This is a genomic window from Chryseobacterium metallicongregator, from assembly GCF_031324065.1.
In the GTDB taxonomy this organism is placed as follows: Bacteria; Bacteroidota; Bacteroidia; order Flavobacteriales; family Weeksellaceae; genus Chryseobacterium; species Chryseobacterium metallicongregator.
The window spans coordinates 25581-38307 of the sequence record NZ_JAVIXS010000008.1; the positions used below are offsets into that span (position 1 = coordinate 25581).

The window sequence follows — 12727 nt, forward strand, 5'->3', positions numbered from 1 at the left end:
TTTTGCAAAGTTACACTTTTTTTAATATGAAATCCAACCTAATGGATCAACTGGTGTACTTCCGTTCCATACTTGGAAATCAAGCGTATAAGCACCATCAAAATCCTGAGCTATTGCACCTACCGGAGTTCCTGATGAAACCTGCTGTCCTTTGGAAACACTTACATTTCCTAAGTTGGAATAAATGGTAAAATAGCTTCCGTGTTTGATGATTACAGTCTTTGTTCCGTCATTGTTGGCGAGAACTGAAGATACTGATCCTGGGAACACTGATTTTGCGCGTGTACCTGAAGGGACGGAAATTTTAATCCCGTTATTTTCTTCAGTAATATTTTTGAAAACCGGGTGTGGTTGTCTTCCGAAACGGTGAGTGATTTGTCCGGCTCTGTCTGCAGGATAGCCAAGTCTTCCTCTGCTATCTGCAAAGCTGTTCCCAGTAGCGGTGGAAACTCCGTAACTTGTCATAGCTTTGGTCTCAGCTGCTTTTTTCTCTTCTTCTTTTCTTTTCGTAAGAGCTGCTTCTGCTGCTCTTGCTGCGGCCAATTTATCAGCAGCTTCTTTAGCTCTTGCATTCGCCTCATCAGAAGCCTTTTTAGCGGCTACTCTTCTGGCTTCATCTCTCGCATTAGCTTCTGCCTTTGCTGCGTCTTCATTACGTTTTCTTTCTTCTTCAGCTCTTTTTGCGGCAAGGTCTGCTGCTCTCTTAGCTTCTGCTTCTGCAAGTCTTCTTTCTCTCTCAAGGGCCTCAGCTCTTGCTTTAGCTTCCGCTTCGATTCTTGCTTTCTCTCTCTCAGCAGCTAGTTTTGCCAAACGTATTTTTTCTGCTTCAGCTTTTCTTCTGGCTTCTTCTTCAGCTTTGGCGATTCTGATTTCTTCTGCAATAATAGCTCTGATCTGTCCTTCCAATGCTTTAGACTGAACTTGTTTTTGCTTAAGTTCAGCGGTCAATTTGGATTCGTTTTTCTTGAAATCTGCTACTAATTGCTCTTTTTGAGCTCTTTCAGCATTAATGGTTGCCAGATCTTTTTGCTGGTTAACCAATAGATTTTCCTTCGCTTTTACAGAGTTTTGTTTTTGAGCGATGGTTTTTTTGATGAGATTAGCGGCATCTGTGATTTCAGCTGCTTTTTTATCCTGGTAGTCTGAGTATTGTTTCAGATATTGAACTCTACGTATGGCTTCTCCTAAATTTTTAGCAGAAAGTATAAAAGTTACTTTGTTCTGTACTCCTTTGTTTTTATAAGCATTCACCAAAACTTCAGCATAGTTTTTTCTTAAAACAGCCAGTTCTTTATTCTGACGGTTAATTTCCAGCTGACGTAAATAGATATCATCTTCAATGAACCTTTTTTCTTTCTGCGTATTATTATAAACCTTTTCTCTTAAAACCAATTTTTGGTTGACATTGGAAAGGTAGGCTACGGAAAGTTTGGATTCACTTCTGGTTTTGGCTAAATCGGTATTTATTTGTGCAATTTGTTTTTTAAGTTCGGCATTCTGCTTTTGCAGCTGTTCTTTGGTCTGCTGTCCTTGGTGCAGTCCGAACATCAAAACACCTATTAAAAAGCTAAATTTTCTAATCATTTAATCTCAATTTTCTTATAACTGGATGGTACAGAATAAGGTGTTTCCATCCTCGAAAAGTCAAATTTCGTATTTTCCATTAAAATCTGACTAGATTTTGAGCCTTTTATAATTATTTTAACATTTTTAGGAAGACGGACTCCTTCGTATTCATTCCAGTCGCTGTAAGAAACATCAAGCTCGTCCGAAGACAAAATATCTTTCAAATTGACATTTAATAAATCGTAATTAGTATCATACTGAAGGGTTATTTTATATTCTCTGTTTTTTTCATCCGTCACAATTTTCTGATTGATGTTAGAAACCATTTTGAACCCTTGTGCATTTTGGGTCAGCGTAAACTGTTTGTCATTTATTTTTACAAAAGTTCTTCCCATTAAGATTTTTTCCAAAGATTTATAATCAATGAAATTAACATTCAGCAGATTATTAAGATAATCAAAATCAGAATCTATAAAGGTTTTATTAATCTTGTCCTGTCCTTTTATCCCTTCTGGAGTTGCAATACCTCTGGCTGCATTAATGAACAAGGCTCTGAGATTCATCCATACCTTTTTATCATTTTCAATATAGATTGTTGCATCCAGTGTAGGAACATAGCTTCCTGTTTCTACTTTTATTTTACTGTCTATTTTGATCTGCTCGAATTTTGGTGGAATTAATACATGTTCATAGAAAGTAAGTTTGTCACTTACCGGTTCATTTACGTCTTTTGGATTTCCATTGTCTTTTGTAGCATTAATGCTGTCCCGTGTATGATCTGTGTCGTTTTGGACAGTGTTACGGGTCTTACAGGATGATAGGGCAAGAAGCAATAAAAGAAAAGGAATCCAATTTTTCATGTATTTATCTTTAAATTAAAAATACGTTGCAATATTAACGCCAAACCACACAAAAACATTTTGTGTGGCTTGATGATGTGTTATTTATATAAAATATTTGCTATTCTTACTTAGACAAAAAATCTAAAACGGAATAATCACCTAAAGAAATTTCTCTGGCAACACCGAAATACTGTGCAGAATTTCCGATCATAGAATTGGAAAGGTTACCATGATTGATTCTTGTGTTTTCCTGGATCAGAGAGTTTTCAATATTAGAATTGACAACCGTTGTGTTGTTTCCTAAAGAAACACCAGGTCCTACTTTTGAATTGGATATTTTTACATTTTCTCCAATAAAGCAAGGCTGAATAATCAAAGAGTTTTCAATCACAGCAGAAGCCGGATAATTTTTCATTTCTTCCCTTTCATATTCAAGGATTTTGCTGTTGGTTTCTACTGTAGCATTTTTGTTACCACAATCCATCCAATCATTTACTTTTCCAAGGGTAAACTTCGCTCCTTTCGCTCTAAGGTTTTCAAGGGCTGTTGTTAATTGATATTCGCCTCCATTTTTAATATCATTATCCATGATATAATTGATTTCTTCCATTAGCTTTTCAGCGCTGTTGAAATAATAAATACCAATGATCGCAAGATCAGAAACGTAAGTCTTAGGTTTTTCTACAAAGTCGGTAATAAAGCCGTAGTTATCCAATTTTACTACTCCGAAAGCAGATGGGTCTTCAACACTTTTCACCCAGATTACACCATCAGAATTTTTATCCAGTTGGAAGTCTGCACGGAAAAGAGTATCCGCAAAAGCAATAACGATATCTCCCTGCATAGACTGCTCAGCACACTTGATCGCATGAGCTGTACCAAGAGGATCGTTCTGATAATATATACTTCCTTTTGCTCCCAGCTTTTCAGCAATCTGAATAAGGGATCTTTCGATCTCAGGGCCAAAATCTCCGATGATAAAAGCTACCTCTTCAATATTTTCTCCTGCAACTTTAGCAATATCTTCCACCAATCTCTGTACGATAGGTTTTCCAGCAATAGGAATAAGAGGCTTTGGAACTGTCAGTGTATGTGGACGTAATCTGGAACCACGTCCAGCCATAGGGACAATAATTTTCATAAATTATATGTATAAAAGATGTTTTATTAGTTGTTTTTAATATTTAGGTTAAAGATAATAATTAAAATCTTTAGCAAAGTATGATTTATATCTTTTTAAATAATTGTTTAAATTAACAATAGGTTGGTGTACAAGCAAAATAAAGACCAAAGTTTAATTCTTTCTGATTCTCGATAAAATCAGGTTTTTCTCAGAATAAATCAAAATTCCGGTAAAGATTAAAAAGAGTAGATTGCTTGCTAGAATATTATAGTTAAGATATTTTACAATGATGAAACTAAAAATTCCAAGCAGGATCAGAAAGAAAGACATTTTCTTCATTCTGTAAGGAATAGGATAATATTTTTGACCTAACAGGTAAGAAACAATCATCATAATAACATACGCTCCGAAAGTAGCCCATGCGGAACCTATCATGCTGTGATAGTAGTTTAAAGCAAGAAGATTAAGTCCTATATTGATCCCTGCTCCGAGCCATGAAATAACTGTTCCCATACTGGTTCTGTCTGTTACTTTATACCATGTTGAAAAGTTATAATATATTCCAAAACAAAGATTAGCAATAACAATGATCGGGATGATATCTATCGCGATCCAATAGGATTTATTAGGAATAAAAACGGCTTTCAGCCATGATATATTGGCAATGATTCCCAGCGCTACAGCACAGGCGAAAAACGCAAAATATTCTGCTACTTTGGCGTAAGTTTTTTTCGCATCTCCTTTATCCATCTGTTTAAAGAAGAAAGGCTCAATCCCCATTCTGTAAGCGGTAACAAATAATGTCATTAGTACAGCAAGTTTATAACATCCTCCATAAGCACCGGCTTCGTCGTCTGAAATATGATTTCTCTGTATGGATTTATCGAAATTTTCATTCACCATAAAAGCCAGGCCTGCCAGCATCAATGGGAAGGAGTATTTGATCATACGTCCGAACAATGAAGTGACAAACTGAAATCTTACCTTTAATATAATTGGAAGTAATAATAAAAAACCTAAGGCACTTCCTGCCAGATTACTGAAGAACGGATAATCTACATTTTGATCCAGCCCCATACTTCTTGATATGTTTTCCGGAATCCAGAAGAATAAAGCGGCAGTGAAAACAGCCTGAAATATAGCCTGAACAACTCTTACTGCAGAATATTTGATGGGTTTATTGTGGAAACGAAGCCATGCAAAAGGAATCACCAATAAATTGTCAAAAAAAGCAATCATGGCAAACCATCTGATGTATTCAGGGTTATCGTGGTATCCCGCATAATCTGCAATGGGCTGATTAAACAAATAGCACAATGCAAGAAAAAGAGTGGATGTAGAAAATAAAAACCAAAATGAGGTATTGAAGGTTTTTTTCTCGTTATCCTCTTCGGCAGAAAATCTAAAATACGCTGTTTCAAAACCAAAAGAAAGGATAATGTTAACAAATGAAATCCACGCATAAAGTTGAGTGAAAATAGCAAAACCTTCATTGGGAATCTTATAGATCAAAAGTGGATTAAGGATAAATAGAATGATTCTTGGTGCTATTGCTCCTACTCCGTAGATGATGGTCTGTCCTAATAGTTTCTTGTACAAAGCCGAATTTTTTTTGCAAATGTAAAACTTTAAGCATTCGTTTGGTTATTTTGAAGTTAATTAAAACTGAAAATCTTAATTTTGTGTAGAAATAAATTGAAATGAAAGTTCTTATAAAAAATGTAAATATTGTTAACGAAGGAAAAGTCTTTGAAAGCGATATCTTAATAGAAAATGATTTAATATCTAAAATAGCTGCCGGTATTTCTGAAGATGCAGATCAGATTATTGATGGTTCAGGAAAGTATCTTCTTCCCGGAGTTATTGATGATCAGGTGCATTTCCGTGATCCGGGACTTACTCATAAAGGAGATATTGAAAGTGAATCAAGATCTGCAATAGCTGGTGGAATAACCAGTTTTATCGATCAGCCAAATACTGTTCCCAATGCAGTTACCCAGGAATTATTAGCAGACAAGTATGAGATTGCTTCTCAAAAAGCATATGCCAATTACGGGTTTATGATGGGAGGAACAAACGACAATCTGGAAGAAGTTTTAAAAACAAATCCCAGAAATGTTCCGGGTATCAAATTATTCTTAGGATCATCCACAGGAAATATGCTGGTAGACAACCCTGAAACTCTGGAGAATATTTTCAGGAATACTAAAATGCTGATTGCTGTTCACTGTGAAGATGAAGCTACCATCAGAGCCAATACTCAGAAATATATGGATGAATATGGGGACGATATTCCTGTCAAATTCCATCATCTGATCAGAAGTGAAGAGGCATGTTATAAATCTTCATCCAAAGCGATTGAGCTTGCAAAAAAAACAGGAGCTAGACTTCACGTTTTCCACCTTTCAACAGCTAAGGAAATGGAGCTTTTCCGAAATGATATTCCTTTAAAAGATAAAAAGATCACTGCCGAGGTATGTGTTCATCACCTTACATTTACCAACGATGATTACGAAACAAGAGGAAATCTTATCAAATGGAATCCGGCTGTAAAAACCCAAAAGGATAAAGATGCCCTTTGGGAAGCATTGCTGGATGACAGAATAGACGTGATTGCTACAGACCATGCGCCACATACTGCAGAAGAGAAAAATAATGTATATACAAAATGCCCTTCAGGAGCACCTTTGGTACAACATTCACTGGTGGTGATGCTTGAAAATTATAAAAACGGAAAAATATCCCTTGAGAAGATCGTTGAAAAGATGGCTCATAATCCGGCAATCCTTTTCAAAGTTGAAAAAAGAGGTTTTGTAAGAGAAGGATATAAAGCGGATCTTGTTTTAGTAGATTTAAATGAAAACTGGACAGTTTCCAAAGATAATTTACTCTATAAATGCGGTTGGAGCCCATTAGAAGGGATGAATTTCCATTCAAAAGTTACGCACACCTTTGTCAACGGACATTTGGTGTATGATAATGGTACAATTGCAGAGGAAAAATTTGGGGAGAGATTGCTTTTTGAACCAAGGGATTAATTGGACATACTCAAAGAATATAGTTTCGAGTTAACTTGAGATTATTACGATAATTCAATAGGAGCGGGCTTTAGCCCGCTCTTTCTATTTTAATCTTCCATTGGCTTTAGCCCAAACCTATTCTTGGCTCTCGCAGATGTAGGATATTACGCAGATTTTTTTAAACCAATCATCTGCTCAATCCGCCCAATCTATGAGAATATCTTACCTTTTCGCTTTATTTCCCATATAGAACGTAAGTTTTCCTCCATTCATAATCTCAGAATGTTTCAAGGTAAAATTTCTGATCTCCTTTCCATTCAAAAGAACTTTCTGAACATATACATTTTTCGGACTTTGGTTGATGGCTTCAATTTCAAAGGTTTTTCCATTTTCCAGATTGAGTACAGCATTATCAATTGCAGGGCTTCCAATTGAATAATCTTCCGAACCTGGTGCTACAGGATAAAATCCTAACGAGCTTAAAATATACCAGGCACTCATTTGTCCGGCATCATCATTTCCACCCAGTCCGTCTGGTGTTGCTTTATACTGCATTTCAAGAATACGGCGGATTTGCGCCTGTGCTTTCCATGGCTGGCCTGCCCAGTTATAGAAATACGCAACATGGTGAGCAGGTTCATTCCCGTGAACATATCCACCGATAATTCCTTCCCGCGTAATATCTTCAGTGTCTGCAAAGAATTCATCAGGTAAATGCATGGTAAACAGTTCGTCCAGTTTTGATGCAAATTTTTTCTTTCCACCCATCATGGTGATCAGTTCATCCGGATTTTGTGGAACAAAGAAACTGTAGTTCCATGAGTTTCCTTCAATAAAACCTTGTCCGTGAGTGCTTAATACATCAAAATCCTTTTTAAAGCTTCCATCTGCCAGACGTGGACGCATAAACCCGATGGTTTTGTCAAAATTATTTTTCCAGTTTTCAGACCGTTTGATAAACTGATTGTAGATTTCTGTTTTGTTTAAATGTTTTGCCAATTGAGCAATAGCCCAGTCATCATAGGCATATTCCAAGGTATTGGAAACTGAAGTTCCGTTTTTCTCGGCCGGAATATATCCAAGGTCAATATATTGTCCTATACCTTCGTAATTTCTTTTGTTTGCTGTTTCTATACATGCTCTTAAGGCTTCTTCAGTATCACCGCTATAATTTCCTTTAATAATAGCATCAGCCACTACGCTTACACTGTGGTAGCCGCTCATACACCAGTTGTCATTGGCATAATGTGACCAGATCGGCAACATTTTCATCGAAAACTGATGATAATGAGCCATCATGGATTTTACCATATCACCATTTCTTTTAGGCTGAATAATATTAAAGAAAGGATGTAGCGTACGGTAGGTATCCCACAAAGAAAAGGTGGTATAATTGGTAAAGCCATCTGCTTGATGAACATTCTGATCCAGACCTTTATATTCTCCATTAACATCCATATAAGTGGTAGGGTTAATGAAGGTATGATACATGGCTGTATAGAAGTTGGTTTTTTCCGTATCAGAAGCTTTGATGACAATTTTATTTAATTCCTTATTCCAGTTGTTCTGGGCTTGAGTTTTAGCTTGATCAAAAGTTATATTTCCGGCTTCTTTTTCCAGGTTTTCTAAAGCATTGATCTGGCTTACCGGAGAAATAGCAAGTTTGACTTCAATCGCTTCATTTTCATTGGTATCAAAATCAAAAAACATTTTAAGGTTCTTACCTGCGATTTCAGGGAAATTCTGATTTTGGTCGAATTTTCTCCAAAATCCTTTGTAAACCTGCTTTTCATCATAATTTTTCTGGCCATAAGATTTAAATGGTTTTGAAAACTTCATGGCGAAATAAACTGTTCTGGTTCTTGCCCAGCCGTTGGTCTGTCGGTAACCTGTGATGGTATTTCCGTTTTCTACACGAACATAGGTCCAGACATTTTTTCCATCATAATTGTAAATACCGGCCATCAGATCTAAAATAATATGAGACTGGTCAGATTTAGGGAAAGTATAGCGGTGAATTCCTACTCTTGGTGTTGCAGTCAGTTCCGCAAGGATATTGTGATCATCCAGTTTTACTTTATAATATCCGGCTTCTGCTGTTTCGTTCTGGTGTGAAAATTTACTTCTGTACCCACTTCCAGGATTGGATGCAGTTCCGGGATTCAGCTGAAGTTTTCCTACGGTAGGCATTACGAGAAAATCTCCGAGATCAGAATGTCCTGTTCCACTGAAATGGGTAGAACTGAAACCAACAATGGTTTTATCTTCATAACGGTAGCCGGCGCAGTATTTATACACCTCGCCATTATACTTTCCGTTAAGTTCATATGAGATGGAGTCTGTTTCAGGGCTTAGCTGTACAGCACCAAAAGGAACAGTTGCTCCCGGATACGTATGTCCCATCTTTTCGGTTCCGATCAGAGGGTTGACATATTGTATTAATTTTTCAAATTTTTGAGCCTTAAACTGTGTACTTACACATAAAAGAAATAGAAAAACAGTAGATCTGTGATTTTTCATTAATGATCAATTTTCAAAGTTTAAAATTAATTAAAATCATCATTTGCTGTTATGTTTTAGAGTAATATGAGGATTATTTATTCTTTTTCAGAAAATCGGAACCCTATCCCGTGGAGGTTTTCTATTAAAACGTTTTGCTCTTCAGCCAGTACTTTTCGTAATCGGGAAATAAATACATCAAGACTTCGTCCCATAAAATAATCATCATCTCCCCAGATGGCCTTCAGAATTTCCTGTCTTTTGACCACCAGATTTTTGTGACGGATAAAATATAAAAGGAGATCAGATTCTCTTTGGGTAAGAGTAATACTGTTTTCTATCCCTTGAAGGGTATAGTTTTTAGGATCAAAATTATATTTGCCCACCTTATATTTTAAAAGAGTAGTATCCGTTTTCTTAGTCCGTTTAAGGAAAACCTCAATTTTCAGCATAAGCTCTTCAATACTGAAAGGCTTTACCAGATAATCATCAGCGCCTATTTTAAGCCCTTTGATTCTGTCTTCTTTTAAAGCTTTTGCAGAGATAAAAATAATCGGAACCTCAGCATTTTTACTACGGATTCGCTGTGCCACCTCAAATCCGTTCATGCCGGGCATCATAATATCCAGCAGACAAATATCGAAATCCTGACTGTTAAATGCTTCCCATGCAGATTCACCATCAGAATAACAGCTGATATCATAATAGCTTTCCAGGCTGTCTTCCACCAGAAAGGCTATTGTTCTGTCATCTTCGGCATATAAAATTTTAGATTTCTCCATACTTACACATGATTAATTTGAAAACGGGAAGAAGAGCGTTGTGGTAATTCCTTTATCTTCATTATTTTCTACAGAAATTTTCCAGTGATGTTGTTGAACTACTTTTTTTACATAAAATAATCCCAGTCCGAAACCATTCACTTCTTCACTTCTTTTGGTATGTACCCGATAAAATTTTTCAAAAATATGAGGAATATTTTTAGCGGGAATTCCCATTCCGTTGTCTTTAAACTTTAAATATAATCCTTTTGAATCTTTGTGAGCTGAAATTTTAATCACGGGGTTTGTTTCGCAATACTTGATGGAGTTATCCAGAAGGTTATAAATAATGTTGGTAAAGTGAAACTCATCTGCCATTACCGAAGTACTGTTTTCAATATTGATTTCGATGCTGAGATCTTTATTTTTGTGCTGTATATTGTCTGCAATTTCCTGAATAAAGGGGAGAAGCAGAATTTTTTGAGGTTTTAATGAAAGACCTGCCGCATCGTTCTTTGCAATATTCAATATTTTTTCAATATGACCATTTAGCTTGTGACTTTGATTGATAATAATGGAAGTATATGTTTGCAGTTTGGAATTTTCCTGTACCATTTCCTGCTTGTTAAGTGCTTCCGAAGCTAAAAGTATTGAGGATAAAGGAGTCTTAAATTCGTGAGTCATATTATTGATAAAATCACGTTGGAGTTCCGAAAACTTCTTCTGCTGAATGATCGTATAAATAGAATATACATACACTAAAAGGATGATGATAAGGGCAAATGTAAGGAGATACCAGAATCGTAATGAACTGATCAGATAAGTGGTTTTATCCGGGAAGCGTATGGAAAAGTAATAGATCAGATTTTTATGCTTTGGAAAATTGATCACCTTGTTGCTGGGACTTTCCTGATGAGAGGTCATGTATTTTCCATAGATCATTTTATCGCTGTGGCAATTGTATAATGCATACACATAATCGGTATTGATCTGGAAGCGTGTAAATTCTGTTTTCAGGTAATATTCAAGAACTACGGGATGAAATTCATTGTTGATATTAACCACATAATAGTCATTGGCAATATTTTGAACTGGATTTTCGGTATAGGATGTCTTTCCTCCGGAGAGCTTTTCCGCAACTTCCATTAAGGCAATATTGACCTTCTGGTTAAACTTTTTATCTTCAAGATTATACGCCTGTCGGGTCCACATCAGCTGTGCTATTAAAATTCCGATAATAGCAACGAATCCCAGCGTTATAATAATATTGAGTCTTTTTATTTTCATTTCCTGAAACAATATTATCCAAAAATATCTATTTATCTTTTATTATTAACAACTCGTTAACAAATGTTAGACAGCGGTTAACAAGTTGTAATCACACTCTGCTTTACATTTGCTGTATCGAAAGAAAATAATCAGTTTCAAATATTAAAATGTATACTCATGAAAAAACTAAAAATTACAGCTCTTTTGGCAGTGTTGGCATTCTCTCCTTTTTATGCTAATGTACTTACTACTGATGCACCATCTATTGTAAAAATGGTTGCAGATGCTATCAAATGGAAATCAGAATCTATTGATGTAGGAAATATTCCTCAGGGTAAACCGAAATTGATCAGATTTGAATTTACTAATACAAGCTCAAAACCAATCATTATTCAGAATGTAGCTCCTTCTTGCGGATGTACCACTGCAGATTATACAAAAACACCTATCCAGCCAGGGAAAAAAGGGTTTGTAGAAGCCAGCTATAACGCAGCAGCAGCAGGACCGTTTATGAAGACTGTAAACGTTACTACTAGTGACAGCAAAACTCCTAAGACGCTTTCATTCAAAGGAGTGGTAGCTTCTTAATACATTGTTTTAACAAATGAAAAAATAGCCTGGTAATTGTTATCAGGCTATTTTCTTTTTGAATAGTAAATCTATTTTAAGAATCATATAAGAAATAATTATTTGTAGCATTATTTATCAATCTATTTTAAGTAATTGCATTTCAATATTTAGTATTTTTAAGAAAAAATATTTTATGAGTCTATATACACAACCTATGCTGCGCGAAGGTGCACTAAAAGATAAAGTAGCGATTGTAACGGGAGGCGGAAGCGGCCTTGGAAAAGCAATGACCAAATACTTTCTTGAACTGGGTGCCAAAGTGGTGATTACTTCCAGAAACCTGGAAAAATTACAGGGAACAGCTAAGGAACTGGAAGAGGAAACAGGAGGGAAAGTGCTTTGTGTAGCTTGTGATGTAAGAAACTGGGATGAGGTGGAAGCCATGAAGGAAGCAACTCTGAAAGAATTCGGAAAGATTGATATTTTATTGAATAATGCTGCCGGAAACTTTATTTCTCCAACAGAAAAACTGACTCACTCCGCTTTTGACTCTATCCTTGATATCGTTTTAAAAGGAACAAAAAACTGTACCCTTTCAGTAGGAAAACACTGGATTGATTCTAAAACTCCGGGAACTGTATTGAATATCGTAACAACTTATGCATGGACAGGTTCTGCCTATGTAGTACCATCTGCCTGTGCAAAAGCAGGAGTTCTGGCGATGACCAGATCATTGGCTGTAGAATGGGCAAAATACGGAATCCGTTTCAATGCTATTGCTCCGGGACCTTTCCCAACCAAAGGAGCTTGGGACAGACTTCTTCCCGGAGACCTTCAGGAGAAATTTGATATGAAGAAAAAAGTTCCGTTGAGAAGAGTAGGAGAACATCAGGAGCTTGCCAATCTTGCAGCTTATCTGGTTTCCGATTATTCAGCGTATATGAATGGGGAAGTGGTAACTATTGATGGAGGAGAATGGCTTCAGGGAGCCGGAGAGTTCAATATGCTTGAAGCAATTCCTAAAGAAATGTGGGATGCTTTAGAAGCGATGATTAAAGCAAAAAAATCAAATTAAAT

At 36.2% G+C, this 12727-nt stretch carries 10 protein-coding genes; 3 read left to right on the plus strand and 7 right to left on the minus strand.

The features are described from left to right. Window positions 1-21: 21 nt before the first annotated feature. From REB14_RS11885 to REB14_RS11900, 4 genes are all read right to left on the minus strand, one after another. Window positions 22-1584: a peptidoglycan DD-metalloendopeptidase family protein gene (locus tag REB14_RS11885; RefSeq protein WP_309522288.1), complete on the minus strand. Its 1563-nt coding sequence runs from the start codon at window positions 1582-1584 to the stop codon at window positions 22-24. Continuing rightward, window positions 1581-2426, minus strand: coding sequence for a lipoprotein insertase outer membrane protein LolB1 (lolB1, locus tag REB14_RS11890; protein WP_079240317.1), 846 nt, complete (start codon window positions 2424-2426; stop codon window positions 1581-1583). The genes REB14_RS11885 and lolB1 overlap by 4 nt, the downstream gene beginning before the upstream one ends. Before the next feature lie 106 nt (window positions 2427-2532). Beyond that, window positions 2533-3549: a sugar phosphate nucleotidyltransferase gene (locus REB14_RS11895; RefSeq protein ID WP_079240318.1), complete on the minus strand. Its 1017-nt coding sequence runs from the start codon at window positions 3547-3549 to the stop codon at window positions 2533-2535. A gap of 153 nt (window positions 3550-3702) precedes the next feature. Further along, the gene (locus tag REB14_RS11900; RefSeq protein WP_079240319.1) at window positions 3703-5130 is read right to left on the minus strand and encodes an oligosaccharide flippase family protein; all 1428 of its coding nucleotides are present in this window, start codon (window positions 5128-5130) and stop codon (window positions 3703-3705) included. A gap of 101 nt (window positions 5131-5231) precedes the next feature. Here REB14_RS11900 and REB14_RS11905 point away from each other — a divergent pair, with 101 nt between their 5' ends. Next, the gene (locus REB14_RS11905; RefSeq protein ID WP_309522289.1) at window positions 5232-6569 is read left to right on the plus strand and encodes a dihydroorotase; all 1338 of its coding nucleotides are present in this window, start codon (window positions 5232-5234) and stop codon (window positions 6567-6569) included. Between the two features lie 204 nt (window positions 6570-6773). Here REB14_RS11905 and REB14_RS11910 read toward each other — a convergent pair whose 3' ends face one another. The 3 genes from REB14_RS11910 to REB14_RS11920 form a co-directional block, all read right to left on the minus strand. Beyond that, window positions 6774-9071 carry a GH92 family glycosyl hydrolase gene (locus REB14_RS11910; RefSeq protein ID WP_309522290.1) on the minus strand — a complete coding sequence of 766 codons (2298 nt, stop codon included), beginning with the start codon at window positions 9069-9071 and terminating at the stop codon, window positions 6774-6776. Between the two features lie 77 nt (window positions 9072-9148). Then, the gene (locus tag REB14_RS11915; protein ID WP_079240323.1) at window positions 9149-9832 is read right to left on the minus strand and encodes a response regulator transcription factor; all 684 of its coding nucleotides are present in this window, start codon (window positions 9830-9832) and stop codon (window positions 9149-9151) included. A 12-nt stretch (window positions 9833-9844) separates the two neighbouring features. Then, window positions 9845-11098, minus strand: a complete 1254-nt coding sequence (locus REB14_RS11920) for a sensor histidine kinase (RefSeq protein ID WP_079240324.1) — start codon at window positions 11096-11098, stop codon at window positions 9845-9847. Between the two features lie 159 nt (window positions 11099-11257). Between REB14_RS11920 and REB14_RS11925 the strand changes: the two genes are divergently transcribed. Beyond that, on the plus strand, window positions 11258-11668 hold the full coding sequence (locus tag REB14_RS11925) for a DUF1573 domain-containing protein (RefSeq protein WP_079240325.1): 411 nt from the start codon (window positions 11258-11260) through the stop codon (window positions 11666-11668). 175 nt (window positions 11669-11843) lie between these two features. Next, the gene (locus REB14_RS11930; RefSeq protein WP_034695744.1) at window positions 11844-12725 is read left to right on the plus strand and encodes an SDR family oxidoreductase; all 882 of its coding nucleotides are present in this window, start codon (window positions 11844-11846) and stop codon (window positions 12723-12725) included. Window positions 12726-12727 lie beyond the last annotated feature (2 nt).